The sequence below is a fragment of the Rhizocola hellebori genome, assembly GCF_016862955.1.
GTDB lineage: Bacteria > Actinomycetota > Actinomycetes > Mycobacteriales > Micromonosporaceae > Rhizocola > Rhizocola hellebori.
This window is the reverse complement of sequence record NZ_BONY01000017.1, coordinates 114,320-133,408: the sequence shown is the minus strand read 5'-3', so window position 1 is coordinate 133,408 and position 19,089 is coordinate 114,320. Positions and strand designations below refer to the sequence as shown.

Below are 19,089 nucleotides of genomic sequence, written 5' to 3'. Positions count from 1 at the left end.
CTGATTCTCCTAGTTCTGCGCGCGCAGCCGGGCGAACCAGTGCCCAGCCGAGGCCCAGTGGGTTGCGACGGCAAGGTCTGCCTCATGCGCGATGGGTTCAAGGTCATCGGCGGCGACTGCGGCCCACCAGAACGGTGGGCTGTCCAAACCGTTGTGCCGTAACCGGACCGGATGCCGCCATGTGCCCGACCCTGGCGAACCGATCTCGACGATGATGGTTCCGCTGGGGCGCAGCAGCCGCCGGCAGCGTTGCAGCAGCCGAGCCGGATGCCCGCCGATACCGATGTTGCCGTCGGCCAGAAGCACATGTTTCCACCAGCCCGAGTCGGGGACCCTGGCGAACACGTCGCATAGCCGGGCCGCCGCCCCACGCTCGCGTGCCTGAGCGATGGCTTCACCACTGATATCAATACCCAGCGCGGCCACGCCCTGCTGGGCCAATGCGGAGACCAGCCTTCCCGGCCCGCACCCTACGTCCAACGTGGATCCGCTGCAGCTTGTCACGATGGTGTCATCGCCTGGTCGGGGTTGGCCGCACCAGTGTGCGGCGTCCATGCGCAGCAGGGTGTCACCGGAGACCGACATCAGATCCACGACGGAGTCGTCGCCGATGGCCGCGTGCTGAAGAGCCCGGCCGAAGACGCCCAGCGCCGCTCTCACCTAAACCCCAGTCCGCTTACCACAGCGGCGAACCGGCCGCCGGGGCATTGTGCCGCCACGGCGCCGAGGTAGGCAGAGCGGCAGCCTCATCAAGACAAGGCAACACAACGTCGATCACGGCTTTACCGTATGGCCGGCGCCCCGGCATTGATCCTTACGACACCCTTACGGATCCAAAGCCGAATGTGATCTGCATTCTCGTTATTCTCGATACGTCTGGGTACTTGTCACCGGAGCCGAGTCTTGATCGGGTTCTCGTAAGCCGACCGTAAGACTCTGCGGGTGCCAATGCGTGAACCATGGACGCCATGAAGTCATTGACCTTGATCACTGCGTGGGTGGTGGCGGCGACCTGGGTCCAGGTGCCCTCGCCCAATGCACCCGGAAGCAACGAACTTCTCGCCGCCTCCGCGTCGAGCTCGACACATGTATGGGCGGTCGGCCGGGTAGTCGCCTCCACCTCGAGCTTCCGCACACTGATACTGCGTCACAACGGCACAGGATGGGTGAGCGTGACCCACCCGGCCGCGAGCGGCAGCGCGATGTTACGCGCCGTGGACGCGCCGTCCGACACCGACGCGTGGGCCGCCGGGTTCCAGCAGGGCGGTCAGCGCACGCTCGTTCAGCACTGGGACGGGGCGGCCTGGAGCACGGTCGCCGGCCCCAACCCGAACCCCAACGGCATCAACGAGTTGCGTGGCGTCAAGTCAGTCCAGGGCAGCCTGTGGGCCGTGGGATCGTACAGCCGGCCCGGCGCAAGCTACGGCAGCCTCAAGCTCATCGCCCAGCGCAGCGGCACCGGCACATGGCGCACATTCGCCACGCCGGCCATCACCGCGGAGGACTTCCTCGAGGCTGTCGACGCTACCGGACCTAGCGATGCGTGGGCCGTCGGCTGGGGCAGCACCAGTCCGTTCGGCGGCATAGCTGTAGCGGCGACGTTGCGCTGGAACGGCACCGCGTGGGTATCGGTGCCGCTGCCGCAGCCCAACCAGGTCATGCTGTTTGGAGTGAAGACAGTGTCACCAAACGACGTGTGGGCGGTCGGCCACACGTATCCCGGTGGTCCACACTGGATCCCGGCGATCTACCACTGGGATGGCACAGCCTGGACCCGCGCGACCATACCCGCCTTCCCCGGCGGCGGCCAACTACGCGACATCGTAGCGCTCTCACCATCCAATGTGTACGCCGTCGGCCTCGACGGCGAAGGCCTTGGCGCCCGCAGTCTTGTGCTGCGCTGGGACGGCTCTGCGTGGACACGCGAGACCACACCAGGCCCGAAGCTGTACGGCGCCGCCACCGTCGCACCGTCGACTGTCTGGGGCGTGGGCTACGGCTACAGCCAAAGCGCCGCGGCCAACCAGACCTCCACCATCCGAACGACCGAATAATTTCCTAACAAAGGGTAGAGGATCTCCCGCCGGGCGCGGCACAATCGGTACCGGAGCGAAGATGCGTCTAGACACCGTCACAGGCGACGCCTGCCTCCCGGCGGGATCCTTTGCTGGACAGGGGTTTCCAGCAGATGCGCTCTTACTCCTTTGGACTCAGGGTAGACGCCGTCGGTGATCACTGGGGAAGCCTCTCCGCCACCGGCGACGATCTTCGTCGCCTCCGGCTCGGCCAGATTCTCGTCGGCGGCCTGTACCGGCTACGCCGGTTGTGTCTCAGCGGCTGATACCCGCACGGCGATGCCGTTGAGTAACGTCGCCGTAGCAGGCAGCCAACATGCGGCGAACCAGACGTCGAGTAAAGGAGGGCGAGGCGGCGTGGCTCACGATGACGTCGCACACTTGCGCGAGCTTATGGCCAGGCGCTGGGAGCGGCTAGCGGCTCTTGACGTGGTCGAGGCGGCCGAAGACATTGTGCGCAGTCACCGGCGTAACCAGCTGCTGGCTGACCTGGCTCGCGCCGTGAGAGTCCACATCGGCGCTGAGGACGACCTGACGGCCGCACTCGCAGCCGGAAACCTGGTATTGGTGATGGCAGCCGAGCAGCGGCTTTGCACCGCCCGCCTGCAGCGGGAGGCCGTCGCCGTCGTCTACACCGTTACCGATGACGCATATGAGCAAGCTGGACGCCACTACCAGGCCGTACGCGCCACGCTGCGCCATTCCATCCGGCAACTGCAGCTCGCCCTCAACCGCACCAGCGGAGAGCGTCATTGACGCAGAAGCCGCGGCCGTGTGCGGGGCCAAGGCTTGCGGCCGTGACTGGCCGCGTCGGTGATCGCGATGGCCTGTGAACCTGAGCGGCGGGCGCGGGGACTATCAAGGTGTGGAGAACGTCAGGCGCGACGCGTTGCTGGTAGTTCAGGCGCAGCTTGGTGACCGGCGGGCGCTGGCTGAGCTGGTCCGGCTCTGGCATGACCCCCTCTGGCGCTATGTGCGGCGCATGCTTAACGGTCCTGGCAGAGCGTGGACGGCTAGGCGGATAGCAGCAGCGGCATCGTTAGGGCGTAAGCGGTGATAAGCACCAGCCCTTCGATCTTGGTTAGGGTCAGGCCGCGGCGTAGCAGTGCCCAGGCCAGGCCACCGGTCAAAATCATGGTCAGGACGAGCGTGACGCTTGCCGGCTCGGCGCTGGCGGGTGCGGCGAAGGCGACCACGGCGCCGCCGGCGAGGCTGTTGAACAGGTTGGAGCCGAACAGGTTTCCGACGACGAGGTCGGTTTCGCCCCGGCGCTGCGCCTGAATGGTGGTCACCAGCTCCGGCAGAGACGTGCCTAAGGCCACGAGGGTGAACCCGATGATCAGCTGCGGGACGCCCAGATCCGTGGCGATCGCCGACGCGTTGACCACAAGCAGTTGCGCCCCGGCGAGGACACCGGCCAGGCCGAGCACAGCACGGATGGGCTCAAACCACACTGGCGGCGTCCAGCGGGCCTTCGCCGCGGCCGGTTCGTGGATTTCGCCCCGTTCGTCGCCGGTGTACGAGGTGACCTCTTCGGCGAGCTCGGCATTGCGGCCTTGCCGCGCCCAGCGCAACAGCAGCGCCAACGCGCCAACCGCAGCCAAGGCGAGGACGGCACCGGTCGCGACATTGAGCCCCGCCCAGGCCAACAGGCCGAACATCACCACAGCCCCGACGGCAAGCGGCACCTCGCGCTTGATCACCGAGGAGGTGACCGTGACCTTGGCGACGAGCGCGGCGACACCGAGGATCAGGGTGAGGTTGAGGATATTGGAGCCGGTGATGTTGCCCAAAGCGATGCCGGTGTCGCCTCGTGCTGCGGCGACCCCGGAGACCAGGAATTCCGGTGCCGAGGTGCCCAGGCCGATCACGACGACGCCGACAACCACCGGGCTGATGCGCATGCGCGCGGCCAGCCGCGACGAGCCGAGCACGAGGTGATCGGCGGCGAAAGTGAGCAGCACCAGACCGGCGGCAGCGTAAAGGATTTGAAACACCATCGGGGCACTCCTGCCGGGGGTAGGCAAACGGAACGTGTCGCATTTGCCGACCAGACTTCCCGGCGCACCACCGCACAACCTACCGCATCGGCGCGAGCTCGCGATCGGCCAATCAGCCAGCCCCTCGTGCGCTGATATCGAGGGTCATGACGGTTCCTGCGAGCCTCCGGGTAAGGAGGGTCGTCCGCGTCTGCCGAGCCCCGCCCCAGCTCCCATGGTTTTCTGAGGTGTTTTCGAGGTTGAGCGGATGCGTGATTCGATAGGGTTAACGCATCCGGGCCGCAGTGTCAGCCGGGGATGTTTCTTTGCGCAGAAAGGGTTTGCCGCTTGCCTGGCCAGCCTGCCGTGACTGCAGTTCCCGCCACACCCGTTGTGCGTGAACGCAGTATCTATATCGACGTATTGCGGGCGGCGGCGATTCTGCGCGTCTATCTGAACCACACCTTGTGGATCGGCTGGCTCACGGTCCTGTACCCCTCGATGTCGATCATGTTTGCGCTCGGTGGAGCGTTGGCCGCTTCCTCGGTGGACCGACGCGGAACGTCATCGATGGTGCGGTCGCGGCTGCGGCGGCTGCTTGTGCCGCTGTGGGCGCTGGCTGCGGTGGCGGTGCCGCTGCTGCTGATGCACGGATGGCGGCCCTAACACTGGACCGATGCCCTGTATTGGGTGTTTCCTCTAGCCAACCCTCCCACCGGCGAGTGGGGCGGCGCCTTCGCCCTCGCCCTGTGGTACCTGCGCGCCTACCTGTGGTTCGTGCTACTCACCCCGCTGTTGTGGCGGGCCTATCAGCGCTGGCCCGTGATCACTGTGCTGACCCCAGTGACCGTAGCTGTCTTGCTGTATTCACCCCTGATCGTGCTTCCGGTCAACCGGATCGGCGATGTGCTGTGGTCCACCGCTTCATACGGCACTTGCTGGGTGCTCGGTTTCGCCCGCCACACTCGCCTGCTCGACCGGTTGCCAGTATGGGTGTGCGCCGCGGCCGCGGCGGGGCTGGCAGCCGCGGGGTACCTGTGGGGCACCCACCGCGCCGACTTGGCGCTGCCGTTTGCCGACCCGTTGGCGGACACCCTATGGGGTACAGCTTTCGTGCTCATCCTGATGCGGCTGCGCCCAGATCTGTCGTTCTTGCACCGGTGGGCCTGGCTGTCCAGCACCATCACCGTGATCAACGCCCGGGCGATCACTATCTATATCTGGCATCTGCCGATGCTGTTTGCCGCCGCGACTTTGATTACCGCGTCCGGATTCGACTTCGGTCGGCTCGGCACCACCTGGGCTGCCATCGCTCTGGGCACCGGCCTGACAGCGCTCACCGTGGTGATGATCGGATGGATCGAAGACGTCGCGGCCCGTCGCCGTCCTGCCCTCAACCCGGCACGGCGGCCCGTCCCCGGCTAATCACCTGTCTGGCCAACCACACCATTTTGTCGACGGCTGCGCTGTTTGCGTGGCGGCCCGGCGATGTTTAGTAGGTTGTGAGCCGTGTTCAAGTCTGGGGTGCGGGAACGGCTACGGTACTGGTTCGACAACACGATGTCGCGTGGAACACCCGCGCTCATAGCTTGGCTGGCCTTGGCATCGCTCCTGCTGGTGGTGGCCGTATCGGCCGTGGTGCTGCTGTTTGACACCGATCCTGATCATCGTGATCCGTCGGCGGTGGTGTGGATCAGTCTGCTGCGCACGCTGGATCCAGGAACGATGGGCGGCGATACCGGTAACGCCATATTTCTGGCCATGATGCTAGTTGTCACCATTGGCGGCATCTTCATAGTCAGCTCGTTGGTGGGCATCCTGGCTTCCGGTCTGAACACGAAGCTTGCTGAATTACGAAAGGGCCGATCGCAGGTGGTGGAACACGGACACACCGTGATCCTCGGGTGGTCGGAGCAAATCTTTACCATCATTGGAGAACTCGAACTCGCCAGCGAGGGCGAACGGGTGTGTGTGGCGATCCTGGCCGACCGTGACAAAGTCGAAATGGAAGACGAGATCCGCGCCAGGCTGCCACGCCGTAGCCGGGTGCGAGTCGTGTGCCGTACCGGCAGCCCCACCCGTCCCGCCGATCTGGACATCGTGCGGCCCGATCAGGCTGCGGTGATCGTCATCCCGTCGCGGCAAGACGAAGACCCCGATGTGCGCCTGATCAAGACCCTGCTGTCGTTGAGTCACAGGCCTTGGCCCGATGGACGCCCGCCGGTGGTCGCTGTGGTGACCGACTCGACCAATATGCCCGCCGCGACACTGGCTGGCGGGCCTGCCGCCAAACTTATCGATGCGCAAGACCTGGCCGCACGGCTTGTGGTTCAGTCACGCCGCCAACCCGGGCTCTCCCTGGTGTACAACGAATTGCTCACTTTCGCCGGTGACGAAATCTACATGCGTTCCGAGCCGTCCCTCAGCGGGCGGCCCTTTGCCGCAGCGCTGTTCGCTTACGACACAGCCGCCGTGATCGGGCTCAAGCACCCCGATGGGCAGGTGGTGCTCAACCCGCCGAGCGACACCGTCATTGTCGATGGTGACGAGATAATTCTGCTCGCTCAAAGTCCGTCGATGGTGCGGTTGGCCGCCGAACCCGCCTCGATAGTCGCTGATGCCATTGCCGCGCCCGAGCGGGCGGCCCCGGTGGTGGAACGAACACTGATGCTGGGCTGGAACGAGCGCGGGCCGACCATTCTCACCCTCCTGGACAGGTACCTTCCCGCTGGCTCGGCTTTAACGATCGCCAGCTATGGCAGGCCGCCAGGCGAGATGCCTGCCGCGGCGAACCTGCGTATCACCACCACATCGTGCGACCCTACCCGCCGCCCCGCCCTGCAGGCCCTTGACCTGCAGCAGTTCCAGTATGTGATCGTCCTGGCGGAAGACCATGTCGGTGTGGCTCATGCGGACTCGCGCACTTTGGTGACCTTGCTGCATCTGCGCGACCTCAAGGACAAGCAGGCTGGCAGCTACGCCATGGTCAGCGAACTCATCGACGACGAAAACCGGCAGCTGGCCCAAGTGACCAATGCGGACGACTTCGTGGTCGGCAGTAAACTGATCAGCCTTCTGCTGACGCAGTTGTCCAAGAACCAATATCTGCAGGAGGTGTTCGCTGAATTGTTCGACGCCCAGGGGTCGGACATGTACGTCGAGCCCGCTGGCAACTACTTGATTGCCGGTGCCAAGGCCAACTTCGCCACTGTCATCGAGGCCGCCCGCAGGCGCGGTGAAACCGCGGTCGGCTACCGGGTGCAATCCCACGCGAAAAAGCCTCCCGCATATGGCATCGTGCTCAATCCCGACAAGACTGAGCCGCTTAGCCTTCACCCTGGAGACCAAGTGGTGGTCCTCGCGAAAACCGCTGAACCAGCATGAGTTCGTGTCGCTACCCTGCTAAGGACGCCGCAATTTTGCCGCCGCGAGTACCGCGGCCGCCAGCACAGCTGCCAGCATGGCAAAGGCTGCCGGCCCGATCCCTTCGACCTGTGTGGCAAGCCAGGTCTGGACTTCACCAGCGGCAGTGACGACTGGATCAGTGGCACCAGGACGGTCGCTGAGCCGAACCTCATACCAGCCATACCAAGCGACATAAGCGCCCGCCGCCGTCATGAGCCCGCCCGCCACGCGGGACAGGACCGGCCCTGCCCGGCGCAGCCAGCCCAGAACAGACTGCTGGGCCAGGGCCACGGCGATAGCCACCGTGCCGACGATCAGGGCCATGCCGGCAGCGTAGGCGACGAAGAGCCCGATGCCCTCGGAGATCGTCTCAGCCCGGAAGGTCATTGCCACGACCAGAAGAAACGGTCCTATCGTGCAACTGAGAGAGGCGATCGCGAAGGCCGCTCCAAAAACGGCCATCGACCAGAATCGGCGGGTTAATTGCGGTGCTTGTCCAGCCTTCGGTACAGGCGACGGCAGATCGCGGCCAGTGGCCATCCACAATCCCAAGCCGGTCAGGATTAGTCCAATAGCGATTGTCATCCACGGTGCGTGTTGCATGAGCTGGTCGGCTACCGGCGTGGCAAGCAGACCAAATGCGCCGAAGACACCGACGAATCCCGCTGTCATCGCGGCCGTCATCGCCAATGCCGTACCGGTCTTGCGCCAGGCTGACCGGGATGAATCATTCCCATCGACAACCAGCAGCGACACATAGGCAGGCAGCAAGGCGAATCCACAGGGATTGACAGCCGCCAGCATGCCTGCGGCCACGGCCAACGGATAGGGCGCGTCGGCCACTTAAGCTAACCCCGATAGTCGTTGCTGAAGCTCACTGATGCTCAGACGCCCACGGTGGACGATCGCGCCAGCGCTGTCGAGGATCACATAGTAATGCTGACTGGGCACCTCGAACTTCTTCCAAACAGTGCCGGTATCGTCGGCAAGCTGGGGGAACCCCGATAGCTGGTAGTCGGTGACGAATTTGCGCATTCCGTCTGCGCCGCTGCCGAGCCCGGCCACTCCGACGACATTCACCTTGCCGGCCAGCTGCTGCTGTAGGAGTCTCACCTTGGCCGCGTCGCCTTTGCACGTCGGGCACCATGCCGCCCAGAACCAAAACGCGACTGGCTTGCCGGCGAGAGACGCCGCATCAAACGACTGTCCGTCCACTGTCGACACAGTGAACCTGAGCGTCTCCGGTACCACCGACGATGAGGTCGGTGGGAGTGAGGACTGACTGGTGGCCACCGATACCGAGGTAGCGGGGCCACTGGATGGCACCTCGGTCGCGCAAGCAGCGGTCAGAAACACAGCACCGATCGTCAAGGCCAAGCGGGTTCGCAACATGGCGCTCACCTTAGACCGCATTGGAAGATCTGAACCTTACAGTCCGGTGACGACTGGCTCTGGCGCGGGGCCTGGCGCCGCACGCCCAGCAGTGAGGTAAGCGATGACCGCATTTGGCCCCACCAGGTTACGCCAGGCCCTGCGACGGTCAGCCTCGGCTGCATCTGTGGCGATGTCCGCACGGCGGTGTGACATTTGCATGACAACCTTCGAGCCGGCTACGAGACCTCCATTGCGGCGCCTGGCTTTCCATGCGCCTTAGCGCGTGTGGTCGGCGTGCTGCCACCATCTCGTCGTGGCCAGCGCGCTGGCTGCGGCCACGGCGGCCACGCCGAGGTAGCCGATGGCGGTCGGGGTTTGCTGTGCTGCCAGTCCGGCGTGCAGCGCTGGGACGGAGAACGGGAACCAGGCGCCGTAGCCGAGTGCGGCCACGATCTGGGCGGTGAACAAGGTGGCGAACAAGGTGCCGACGGCAGGCAGATAGCCGCGTCCGATGCTTGCCGCAAGACCGAACGTGGCCGTCAACGCGATGGTGAGCGCCGCGGTGACCAGGATTCTTAGCACTCCGGAACCCAGCTGCGCCAAGGAAGCGCCGGGCACGCCCAGCAGGAAGCCCACGCCGATACCGGCGGCGGCGAGGTAGACCGTCAGGCACAGGCCCCAGGTCGCTGCGGTCGCGAACTTGGCCATCACCGTGGCTGTCCGGCTTGTGGGCAGGGCGAGCAGGTCTTTGGCGGTGTGGTCGGCGAACTCGCGCCCGAACACCCACACCATGATCATGCCGAAAATCCCGAGCCCACCGACGGCGCTGATCTGCGCCAGCAGACTCAGGTAGGAGTCCCATGTGGGCTCCAGCATGGCCAGCTGTGCCTTCGAGCCGAGCAGTCCGAGGTCGCGGGCACGTTCGGGGTGTAGCGAGATGAACATGAACATCCCACCGGCGGCGACGCCCACCGTGATGGCGAGCGCGGTGATCCATGGCAGTCTGGAGGTCCGCAGCTTGAGCATCTCGGCGTAAAGGGCTGCGTTCACCGGGCGGCTCCCGTCAGCCGCAGAAACAGCGATTCAAGATCTTCCTCGTGTACGGCCAGGTGCTGAGGTGGGCAACCACCGTCGACGAGCAGGGTCGCCACACGTTCCGGCGTGTCCACGGCGTCGTGTCCGGTCACCAGCAGCATGCCATTCTCGCCGGGCTGCGGGTCGTATCCGTTGTCGTGCAATATCCGTCGTGCCGCCACGTGATCGCGGCAGCGGACCTGTAGCGTGCGCTGCACGTGCCGAGGTAGGTCGTCGGCGGACATTTCGGTGATCATGCGGCCTTCGTGGATGATGCCGATGCGGGTGGCCAGCCGGGCGACTTCGGCCAGGATGTGGCTTGACAGCAGGATTGTCGTCCCGTCGGCGGCGAGATCCTTGAGCAGCTGGCGGATTTCGGTCACCCCGGCGGGATCGAGGCCGTTGGCAGGCTCGTCGAGGATCAGCAGCTTGGGGTCGCCGAGCAGTGCTTTGGCCAACCCGAGGCGCTGCTGGTTGCCTAGGGACAGGTCGCGCGTCCGCCGGTTCGCGTTGATGTGCAGCCGAGCCGGTCGATGATGTCGCCGACGGCGTGTGGCGCAACATGTTTGAGCCGCGCGGTCACACGCAGGTTCTCTGTCACGGTCAGCTCCGGATAGGCCGCCGGTGTCTCCACCAGGTACCCAACCTGCGCCCACAGATCCTGCGCTGACGGGGAAACGGGCTGACCGAAAAGGCTTACGCTTCCGCTCGTCGGGGCGATCATGCCCAGCAGGACGCGGATGGTCGTCGTCTTGCCCGCGCCGTTGAGGCCCAGCAGGGCATAGATCTCTCCCGTGGCGACGCTCAAGCTCGCGCCGTCGACCGCACGTACCGGCCCGTAGTGCTTGGCCAGTTCGCGGATGGCGATCACAGTCACACGATGACCCTCTCCATAGGGGTGACGCAGGTCAGGCGAAGGCGAAGTAGCGCAGCCACAGATAAGGCACGCACACCGCGATGGTGATGACGGTGACGATCAGGCCGTACTTGGTGAACTCCCAGAACGAAATCCGCTTACCAGCACGCTCGGCCATGCCGAGGATGACCACGTTGGCCGACGCACCGATCGCGGTCGCGTTGCCGCCCAGGTCAGCCCCGAGCGCCAGCGCCCACCACAGCACATTGCCCTCGCCCTTCGGGAAGCCATTGACCAGATCGGCGACGATCGGCGACATGGTTGCCACGTAAGGGATGTTGTCCACGATCGCCGACAGAAACGCAGACCCCCACAGCAGCACCAGCGTCGCAGGCCACAGCTGCCCGCCGACCGCGTTCGTGGCGGCGGTGGAGATCTGGCCGATGACACCGGTGTTGACCAGGCCGCCGACCATGATGAACAAGCCTACGAAGAACACCAGCGTCGGCCATTCCACGTCCTTGGCCACCGCCTCGGCATCCAATCTGGACAGTGCGAGCAGAAGGAGCCCGCCCACCATCGCCACCACTGAGGGCTCCAGATGAAGGACGGTGTGCAGGACGAACGCCGCCGTCACCAGCGCAAGGACGACACCGGAGATGATGAGCAGGCGCGGGTCTTTGATGGCGTCGCGTTCGTCGAGCGTCATCACCTTGGCGGCCTTCTCCGGCTGGTAGGTGAACGCCTTGCGGAAAAGGATCCGGCACAGCACGACGAATACCACCATCAGCACGACCACGATCGGCGTCAGATGGACGAGGAAATCGTTGTAGGACAACCCTCCGCGTGACCCGATGATGATGTTGGGCGGGTCGCCGACCAAGGTCGACGTCCCGCCGATGTTGGAGGCCATCGCCTCGGCGATCAGGAAAGGAATCACCGGCACGCCGAGCCGGTCGCACACCAGAAACGTCACCGGGGCTATCAGCAAGACAGTGGTCACGTTGTCCAGCGCCGCGGACGCGACCGCGGTGACCAGGACAAGGATCACCATCACCCGGAACGGTTTGCCCTTGGCTTTCTTGGCGGCCCAGATCGCCAAGTACTCGAATCCGCCGGTGCGTTTGAGAACGGCGACGATGAGCATCATTCCCAACAACAGGAAGATGACATTCCAGTCGATACCGGTTTGCTCGTCGAAGAACGCGTGTTCGGCATTGCTTGCGCCAATCAACAGCATCAGCGCGGCACCACCGAGGGCCGCAGCAACGCGGTGGATCTTCTCGGTGGCGATCAGGATGTAGGCGACGGTGAAGACGGCGACCGACGCCCACGCCAGCGCCGTCATGCGCCGTCGCCGAGGATCCGGTCCAGCAGGGCATGCATGGTGACGACACCGGCCAGCGTCCCGTCGGGGTTGGTGACCGCCACCAGCGGGCTTCGGGTGCGGGCCATCAGCGCGGCCATCTCCAACGCGGTGGCCCGGCCATCGACCACCGGGGGTTCCTTGGGCTCGTCGGGCAGGCATTCCTGCACAGTGCGGCCGTCGAGTTCGCGGAAGAACACATCTGCGGCGGCCTCGTCGATCACCCGGGCAAGCGTGGGATCGTCCTGGCAGTAGGACGGCACCGCCAACCTCAGCACCTGCGTGCCGGGCAGCACCAGCAACGGCTTGCCCGCATCATTGACGACGATCAGCCCAGGCAGGTCGCCTCCGGCCAGAATCCGCGCGGCATCGATCGCCGCGGTGGCCATGGTGACGGTTGGATACTCGACAGCAAGATCAGCTGCGCGCATGACAGAACACCTCACAGAAACTGGTTCGGACAAACAGCATGTGCTCGCCGACCAGACTTCCCGGCACTCCACCCGTGACCTTATCGGGCTTACGCAAGAACTGTCCACCAGACTCGGCCCCCGATCGCCGAACAGCCGGCTTGGAAAATCTGCACCTACACTGCAGACTTCATCGCGTTGGTGGCAGGCGTGTGGTGATGGAGGCGGCGATGGCAATCAACCCCAGCGGCAGTGAACTTGCCGATTTCGTGGACGCTGACCCGGGCGCGCCGGTGGTCATGCTGAACCTGCTGCGCTTCGCCGAGGGCGGCCGGGAGTCCTACGCCCGGTACGCCGAGGCGCTGCAGGACGGCATCCTGGCGCGTCACGGCGCCCGGGTCCTCTACGCGGGCGACGGCCAGGACGCGCTGGTGGCCGAGCCCGGCCAGGCATGGGACGCGGTACTGCTGGTGCACTACCCGAGCCGACAGGCCTTCGGGCAGATGGTCGCCGATGCCGAGTATCACAAGGTCGCCCACCTGCGTGCGCAGTCGCTCAGCGAGGCTGTTTTGCAGCCCACCCGCGCCTGGGGCCGGTAGGCGGGCGAAACCAGCCTGCTTCGGCCACACCGTTACTTACCGCCGATGAGGCCGGCGTAGTCGGCGGCGGTCAGCGGGTCTCGGGTCAGCGAGCTGTCGGCGCGGGGCACCTCGACGTGCTGCCCGGCTCGGGTGAATGTCACGGTGGTGACGTCGCTGCGGCTGGTGAGCGTACACACGATCTGGGCGAAGGCGAGGATGTCGTCGGTGCGGCCGGTGCCTTCCAGGCCGGTAGCCAGCTCCACGGTGGCCTGTCCGTCGCGGATGTCGACGCTGAGCCCGAGTTCGGTGCCGGCCAGGGCGCTGGCCATGCCTTGCTGTTGCTCGGCGGTGGTGGGGCCGGCGAGCAGATGGCGTAGCTGCTGGCCCGCCGAAGGGGCTCCGGAAAGGCTGCGGGTCACGGCGGTCAGCCGGCCGTCTTTGACGAGGTAAAGGACCTCGTTCACCGCACCGTTTTCCGAGGGTGTGAGGCTCGGCGAAGAGACGCTGCTGCGGCCGGGCAGCTCGACTGGATGCGGCGCCGGGTCGAGCGGAACTCCACAACCGTGCAGGACTGGCGCGCACACGGCCAGTACCAAGAAAATGGCCTTCTTCATTGGCTCGTCCTGGGCAGGGCGATGCGGAACCGGGCGCCGCCGCCGGGCCTGTCGGTGACGGTGACCGTGCCGGCGTGGGCGGTGACGTGCTGGTGCACGATGGCCAGGCCCAAGCCCGCGCCGTCGTTGTCGCCGCGTGCGGAGGCGGTGCGGCCGCGCACGAACCGGTCGAAGATGATGGCGCGGTCCAGCGGGCTGACCCCCGGCCCTTCGTCATCGACATCGAGCAGCCAGGACTCGTCGCGCTGGCCGATGTCGATAGCGGTGGCGCCGCCCCCGTGATGTCGGGCGTTCTCGATCAGATTGGCCAGGATCTGCTGGAAGCGCCGCCGGTCGATCATCCAGATGACATCCGTGCCTGGCCTCACAGTCACAATCCCTTCAGAGATTTTCTGGGTACGGCAGACACCGCGGGCCAATTCGGCGATGTCGGTAGGCTCCGGCTCGGCAGGCTGGTCGCTTCGCGACAGTTCCAGCAGATCGGTGACCAAGTCCTGGAACCGTTCGGCCTCCTCGGAAACGAGGACGGCTGCCGCTGCCGCACGGCCGCTCATATGGTCTTTCTGGCGCAGCAGGACACTCGCTGCGGCCGAGAGAGTCTGTAGTGGGGAACGCAACTCGTGGCTGACATCGGCGGCGAAACGGCGGTCGCGCTGCATACGTGCGGACAGCTGGTCGACCATCTTGTTGAAGGAGGTAGCCAGCCTGGCCAGATCTGGCTCGGTGCCAGGATCCAGGCGAGCGGTGAAGTCGCCAGCGCTGATGTTGTCCGCAGCGCTGACCACGTAGCTCATGGGCCGCACGACGTATCTGGCCGCATACCAGCCCAGCGCGGCACCGCCTGCGGTGGTCGCGGCGGCGACGAGCGTGATGATGATCGCGAGCACCTGCAAGGACCGGTTGAGCTCCTGCATGGAGTCCACGACGTAGAACACGGTTGAGGCATCCAGGGGAACACCGACCACGATGGCCGGCCCGGTGTCGATGCGGATTCGCTGAGCCCCCGGCTGGCCACCATTGACCATGTCTTGCAGGTCCAGAGGAATGGTGGACTTGGTACCGAAATCGGCGTTTCGTCCGTACCAGCGGCCGTCGCGGAACAGGACCGCACGGCGTTTGCCGCCGGTGTCCAGGGCGCGCAGCACTGCGGCGATGTCCGGATGGTCGGTGGACAGACCGGCGCGCACGATTCCAGCTTCCAGGTAGGTGGCGCGTACCGCGCTGCGTTCCCTTTCCTGCAGCAGGAATCGTTCGGTGAGCTGGTAGGACAGCAGCGCGACCGCCGCAGACACCACCAGTGCGCCGATGGCGAAACCGGCGGTGACCCGCGCGCGCAGTCCCGGACGTTTCATCGCTGCAGCTTGTAGCCAAGCCCGCGCACAGTCAGCAGCCGCTGCGGCGTGGCAGAGTTGTCCTCGATCTTCTGCCTCAACCGTCCGATGTGGACATCGACGAGCCTTTCGTCGCCGTAGTCGTACTCCCACACCCGTTCCAGCAGCTGCTGGCGTGACAATACGAGCCCGGCGTGCTCGGCCAGCTCGCACAGCAGCCGAAATTCGGTGCGTGTCAGCGACAGCTGGTTTCCGTGCAGCAGCACCTCGCCGGCCTGCGGGCGGATCTCCAGCCCGTTGAACACCATGATTTGCGGTGCTACCGCAACTGGCCGGGCGCGACGGCGCAGCGCGCGCAGCCGCGCCGACAGTTCTTTGACCGCCACCGGCTTGATCACGTAATCGTCCGCACCTGCCTCGAGCGCTGCGACGACGTCGTGGGTGTCATCGCGGGCAGACACCACGATGATCGGCACGTCGCCGTCTCGCCGAAGCTGCCGGATGCACTCGAACCCGTCGATGCCAGGAAGCATCAGGTCGACCAAGACCGTGTCGGCCGGCTCCTGCCGCTGCGATGCCATGCCCTCTTCGGCCGTGGCCACCGCCCGGACGGTGTAGCCCTCATCTTCCAGGGCCAGACCCAGCGACATTCTGATCCGGTCGTCGTCCTCAATCATCAGCACCGCTGCCACGCCCGCATGTTTACCCCGCCGGCCAGGTATGGCGACACCCTCCAGCTACCTCCGGACGGGTTTGTCACACAACTGTCATGACATCGCGGAAACCCTGCCACACCCGCCGGGAAACGTGGCCGTTGCCCCGCCCGCCGGACTTGGAGGTACGCATGGTGAACAGCGACACCGCCACCGCGAGCATCCCCACCGTCGAGGTGGTCGTCCGTGGCGACCTCGACGTGTGGACGGCCCCAGGCATCAACACGACTCTCGATGAGGCCATCGCGCTGACCCCCAAGCAGCTCATCATCGATCTGGAAGGCTGCCCGTCGATCGATGCCGCGGGCATCCTGCTGCTGCTCGACGCTCACCGCCGCGCCATCCGCAACGGCGGCGTGGTCGCATTGCGCTCCCCGTCGGCACGGCTGATGCGCAATCTGCGCCTGGCCCGCGTCGACAGAGTTCTTCAAGTCCTCACCCCCTGCCCACCAGACGCCCACCGGCAGGAGGACAAGCCATGAGGCACAGACCGGGCCCGGTCGACCTGGTTTTGGCGACCGCCCGTTCGCCGATCGGCGACGATGATGGCGATGCGGTGCTCGGCCGGGCACACACGGCGCTCATGCACACCGTCTCCTCACGCGGCGGGGCATGGGTGGCCGCGACCGACATACCGCCCAAGGCGGCGGCCTCATCGTGGCTGGTCCCGTTGGAAATATCGGCCCCGGTGCTGTCCGGATGGCGCGACGGGCAGTGCGCGAACACGTTGGCGTCGACCTACTACGGCCACAGCGGGATCACCCCACCCCAAGACCCCGCGTGGAAGGCCGCCTATGAACAGGTCAACGCGCGCTACGCAGCCGCGATAGCCCGAAGCGCCGACGACGGCGCAGCGATCTGGCTTCACGACTATCCGCTTCAGCTAGTCCCAGCCATCCTGCGCCGGATGCGCCCCGATCTGCGCATCGGGTTCACCCTGCACAGCCCGCTGCCACCGGCCGAATCGTTCCAGACTCTGGCCGGGCGCGACGACCTGCTGGCCGGACTGGCGGCCGCAGATCTCTTGTCGTTCACCGACGAACGGTCTCGGGCCAATTTCGCGGCCATTGCCGACCAGACCGGCACCGCCTATGGCCGCACCTTGGTGATGCCCATGCCCGCCGACGCCCACGTCATATCCCAGCTAGCCGAAACCTGGACCGTGCAGACACACGCCGCCCAGATCCGGACCTCGTTGCGCCCGGCGAGCACCGTACTCCTGTCGATAGGCGGCAACGACCCCGGCGACGGGACACTGCAACGGCTACAAGAATTCGCGCGGCTCCTGGACACGCGACAGTTGCAAGCTCAAGAATGCGCGTTCATCCAGCTAGCCCCCAACGGCGACGGCCTCACCCCTGAAGCAGCCCAGCTGCGCGCCGAACTGGAACGTCTCACCGCAAAGATCAACGGCCAGCATGGGTGCCTGAGCCACCTGCCGGTTCACTATCAGCGTGGCGTCCTGAGCCCTGCCGAACTCACCGCTTTCTACCTGGCTGCCGACGTCATGCTCGCCACCCCCATGCGCGACCGGGCAACCCCGCACGCCGCCGAATACGCCGCCACGCGCACCCATGGACGTGGCTGCATCGTGCTCAGCGAATTCAGCGCCACACCATTGCCCGGCGCGGTCGTCATCAACCCACACGACCCGGAAGCGCTTGGCCGGGCGATGCTGGCGGCAGCAGCCCAATGCCACACCGCATCACGGCAAGTCGTGGCGATGCGAAGCCAAACGCTGACCAGCGGCGGCATCACCACATGGGCAGACCAGTTCCTGCACAACCTCAAACCCGTCAAGCACCGCACGGCAACAGGTCGTCTCCACCAGACATGGCGGAGCGTTCCCACCGGGCGGCATCAGGAAGGATCGCGGCAACGTGTACAGGCAAGCGACACCAGCGGCCAGCTCACCGTTACCGCACCGCATCCATAAAAGCCTCCTGCTGGCCTCCTGCGCCGACGCCATCGCCGCATCCCTGCACGGCACCCGGCTACCCAGCACCACCGACATCGACAGCGCGATCACCATCAAAACCGACCCGGCGGCCCTGTCCCACCACGGCGAGCACCTGCTGCTCATGGCCAGCCACCTCGCCGCCCACGACGGCGGCCTCGACGAAGACAACCTCGTATGGACTCTGGCCCAATATGCGCCGCACACCGCCGACAGTGGAACCGCCACAGTGCTATCCCAAGTAGCCCAAGGCATCCCATGGTGGCAAGCCGCACCGGCGCTCCACAATGGACAAGGCTCCCACGGTAGCAGCGCCGCTGTGCGCGCCTGCGCAGCCGGACTCCTGCCGCACCACGGCCTCGGCGCGATCGCGGACATCGCCCGTCGCAGCGCCGTCACCACCCACACCCACCCGTGGGCCCGAGACGGTGCCGCCATCACCGCCACGGCCACGGCCTGCCGCGGCCTGCCCGGCACCAGCTTCACCGCCAACCGGTTCCTGGCCGCTGTAGCCAGTCAAGCCCACGACCGCGAAACAGCCCATTACCTGTCAATCGTGCGCACCCTCGTGCGCCACAGGGCAGGACCCGCCGAAACGATCGCCACCCTCAACAGCGCCGCCGGTGTCCTGCGTACCGTCCCCGCTGCTCTCACCGCGTACCTTCGTCACCCGAGCGACCCCACCGCCGCCGTCCGCTACGCCCTCGCCCTCGGCGGTCACACCCGCGCCATCACGATCATCACCGCGGCTCTTGCGGGAGCGCGCAACCCCCAATACCACCCACCCAGCACGTGGCGCGCACAATCACACGCCCTGCGCATCCATCCCATCGCCAACGCCCTAGCCGCCCTGAAAAACACCAGTCCCCAACCCTGGCGAAACCCATGAACCCCTTGCTGCACATGCGAATACGGCTCGAAGCACACCAGATCACCCTCGCCGCCATCGGGCAACTCACGGCGCTGACGGCGCACCTGCTGCCCAAAGTCGTCATCGGCACGCTGCGTCGCTACGCCACCGGCTCATTGCACCTCGACCTGTCCGCCATCACCGTCGTCGATTACGTCGGCGTTGTCGCCATCGAGGACTGCGAGCACGAAACCTCACGCCGAGGCCTGGCCCTAACGATCAGCCTTCCCCAAATCGACCAAACACCCGTGGCACAGCTGAGGCCCGGAGCGCGCCGCACCAAATGGATGCGGCCCATGTTCAACACCGGTACTATCTGCCGCCAACGCACCAGCATGCGTTAGCCTTGCCAACCCTCGGAATCGTTGCCATCGCGCAGAACCGAACCTCGGCGGTGTCGATGGCCGTGTGACATCCGAGATGGGTTCGGCGAACACGACCTCG

The 19,089-nt window shown here is 65.7% G+C and carries 20 protein-coding genes and 1 pseudogene; 9 read left to right on the top strand and 12 right to left on the bottom strand.

Features of this window, described 5'->3' with window-relative positions; all coding sequences use genetic code 11:
* Window positions 1-9 precede the first annotated feature (9 nt).
* Window positions 10-660, bottom strand: a complete 651-nt coding sequence (locus Rhe02_RS16490) for a class I SAM-dependent methyltransferase (protein WP_239123868.1) — start codon at window positions 658-660, stop codon at window positions 10-12.
* A gap of 308 nt (window positions 661-968) precedes the next feature.
* Between Rhe02_RS16490 and Rhe02_RS16485 the strand changes: the two genes are divergently transcribed.
* Both Rhe02_RS16485 and Rhe02_RS16480 read left to right on the top strand, forming a co-directional pair.
* Window positions 969-2,054 carry a hypothetical protein gene (locus Rhe02_RS16485; RefSeq protein ID WP_203909114.1) on the top strand — a complete coding sequence of 362 codons (1,086 nt, stop codon included), beginning with the start codon at window positions 969-971 and terminating at the stop codon, window positions 2,052-2,054.
* 378 nt (window positions 2,055-2,432) lie between these two features.
* A complete protein-coding gene (locus Rhe02_RS16480) occupies window positions 2,433-2,831 on the top strand; it encodes a hypothetical protein (RefSeq protein WP_203909113.1) in 399 nt (132 codons plus the stop codon).
* A gap of 257 nt (window positions 2,832-3,088) precedes the next feature.
* On the opposite strand, the gene Rhe02_RS16475 is transcribed toward Rhe02_RS16480, so the two are convergent.
* Complete coding sequence (locus Rhe02_RS16475; RefSeq protein ID WP_203909112.1) at window positions 3,089-4,075, bottom strand: calcium/sodium antiporter; 987 nt, start codon at window positions 4,073-4,075, stop codon at window positions 3,089-3,091.
* A gap of 297 nt (window positions 4,076-4,372) precedes the next feature.
* Here Rhe02_RS16475 and Rhe02_RS16465 point away from each other — a divergent pair.
* Window positions 4,373-5,479: pseudogene (locus Rhe02_RS16465) on the top strand (acyltransferase family protein).
* 174 nt (window positions 5,480-5,653) lie between these two features.
* Window positions 5,654-7,438: a CASTOR/POLLUX-related putative ion channel gene (locus tag Rhe02_RS16460; RefSeq protein WP_203909109.1), complete on the top strand. Its 1,785-nt coding sequence runs from the start codon at window positions 5,654-5,656 to the stop codon at window positions 7,436-7,438.
* 18 nt (window positions 7,439-7,456) lie between these two features.
* Here the strand turns inward: Rhe02_RS16460 and Rhe02_RS16455 are convergent, their stop codons facing one another.
* The 7 genes from Rhe02_RS16455 to Rhe02_RS16425 form a co-directional block, all read right to left on the bottom strand.
* Window positions 7,457-8,302: a cytochrome c biogenesis CcdA family protein gene (locus Rhe02_RS16455; protein ID WP_203909108.1), complete on the bottom strand. Its 846-nt coding sequence runs from the start codon at window positions 8,300-8,302 to the stop codon at window positions 7,457-7,459.
* Window positions 8,303-8,851, bottom strand: a complete 549-nt coding sequence (locus Rhe02_RS16450; RefSeq protein ID WP_275412615.1) for a redoxin domain-containing protein — start codon at window positions 8,849-8,851, stop codon at window positions 8,303-8,305.
* A 258-nt stretch (window positions 8,852-9,109) separates the two neighbouring features.
* The gene (locus Rhe02_RS16445) at window positions 9,110-9,883 is read right to left on the bottom strand and encodes an ABC transporter permease (protein ID WP_203909106.1); all 774 of its coding nucleotides are present in this window, start codon (window positions 9,881-9,883) and stop codon (window positions 9,110-9,112) included.
* Window positions 9,880-10,395 (bottom strand): AAA family ATPase, encoded by a 516-nt coding sequence (locus tag Rhe02_RS16440; RefSeq protein WP_275412617.1) that lies wholly within the window; start codon window positions 10,393-10,395, stop codon window positions 9,880-9,882. Before Rhe02_RS16440 ends, Rhe02_RS16445 begins: the two co-directional genes overlap by 4 nt.
* A complete protein-coding gene (locus tag Rhe02_RS16435) occupies window positions 10,386-10,784 on the bottom strand; it encodes an ATP-binding cassette domain-containing protein (RefSeq protein ID WP_203909104.1) in 399 nt (132 codons plus the stop codon). The genes Rhe02_RS16440 and Rhe02_RS16435 overlap by 10 nt, the downstream gene beginning before the upstream one ends.
* Window positions 10,785-10,815: 31 nt before the next feature.
* Entirely contained in the window at window positions 10,816-12,111 is a 1,296-nt protein-coding gene (locus Rhe02_RS16430; protein WP_203909103.1) for an ArsB/NhaD family transporter, read from the bottom strand.
* The gene (locus Rhe02_RS16425) at window positions 12,108-12,560 is read right to left on the bottom strand and encodes a CBS domain-containing protein (RefSeq protein ID WP_203909102.1); all 453 of its coding nucleotides are present in this window, start codon (window positions 12,558-12,560) and stop codon (window positions 12,108-12,110) included. The genes Rhe02_RS16430 and Rhe02_RS16425 overlap by 4 nt, the downstream gene beginning before the upstream one ends.
* A 209-nt stretch (window positions 12,561-12,769) precedes the next feature.
* On the opposite strand from Rhe02_RS16425, the gene Rhe02_RS16420 reads away from it, so the two are divergent.
* The gene (locus Rhe02_RS16420; protein WP_203909101.1) at window positions 12,770-13,138 is read left to right on the top strand and encodes a DUF1330 domain-containing protein; all 369 of its coding nucleotides are present in this window, start codon (window positions 12,770-12,772) and stop codon (window positions 13,136-13,138) included.
* Between the two features lie 32 nt (window positions 13,139-13,170).
* On the opposite strand, the gene Rhe02_RS16415 is transcribed toward Rhe02_RS16420, so the two are convergent.
* The 3 genes from Rhe02_RS16415 to Rhe02_RS16405 are packed head-to-tail and all read right to left on the bottom strand — an operon-like array spanning window position 13,171 to window position 15,757.
* Window positions 13,171-13,734 carry a GerMN domain-containing protein gene (locus tag Rhe02_RS16415; RefSeq protein ID WP_203909100.1) on the bottom strand — a complete coding sequence of 188 codons (564 nt, stop codon included), beginning with the start codon at window positions 13,732-13,734 and terminating at the stop codon, window positions 13,171-13,173.
* Entirely contained in the window at window positions 13,731-15,086 is a 1,356-nt protein-coding gene (locus Rhe02_RS16410; RefSeq protein ID WP_203909099.1) for a HAMP domain-containing sensor histidine kinase, read from the bottom strand. The genes Rhe02_RS16415 and Rhe02_RS16410 overlap by 4 nt, the downstream gene beginning before the upstream one ends.
* Window positions 15,083-15,757: a response regulator transcription factor gene (locus tag Rhe02_RS16405; protein WP_203909098.1), complete on the bottom strand. Its 675-nt coding sequence runs from the start codon at window positions 15,755-15,757 to the stop codon at window positions 15,083-15,085. Before Rhe02_RS16405 ends, Rhe02_RS16410 begins: the two co-directional genes overlap by 4 nt.
* A 152-nt stretch (window positions 15,758-15,909) precedes the next feature.
* On the opposite strand from Rhe02_RS16405, the gene Rhe02_RS16400 reads away from it, so the two are divergent.
* Genes Rhe02_RS16400 through Rhe02_RS16385 form a run of 4 tightly spaced genes read left to right on the top strand, consistent with a single transcriptional unit; the run spans window position 15,910 to window position 18,989 of the window.
* Window positions 15,910-16,260 carry an STAS domain-containing protein gene (locus tag Rhe02_RS16400; protein ID WP_203909097.1) on the top strand — a complete coding sequence of 117 codons (351 nt, stop codon included), beginning with the start codon at window positions 15,910-15,912 and terminating at the stop codon, window positions 16,258-16,260.
* Window positions 16,257-17,714 carry a trehalose-6-phosphate synthase gene (locus Rhe02_RS16395; RefSeq protein ID WP_203909096.1) on the top strand — a complete coding sequence of 486 codons (1,458 nt, stop codon included), beginning with the start codon at window positions 16,257-16,259 and terminating at the stop codon, window positions 17,712-17,714. Before Rhe02_RS16400 ends, Rhe02_RS16395 begins: the two co-directional genes overlap by 4 nt.
* Entirely contained in the window at window positions 17,659-18,624 is a 966-nt protein-coding gene (locus tag Rhe02_RS16390) for an ADP-ribosylglycohydrolase family protein (RefSeq protein WP_203909095.1), read from the top strand. Before Rhe02_RS16395 ends, Rhe02_RS16390 begins: the two co-directional genes overlap by 56 nt.
* A complete protein-coding gene (locus tag Rhe02_RS16385) occupies window positions 18,621-18,989 on the top strand; it encodes a hypothetical protein (protein WP_203909094.1) in 369 nt (122 codons plus the stop codon). The genes Rhe02_RS16390 and Rhe02_RS16385 overlap by 4 nt, the downstream gene beginning before the upstream one ends.
* The last annotated feature ends 100 nt before the right edge of the window (window positions 18,990-19,089 follow it).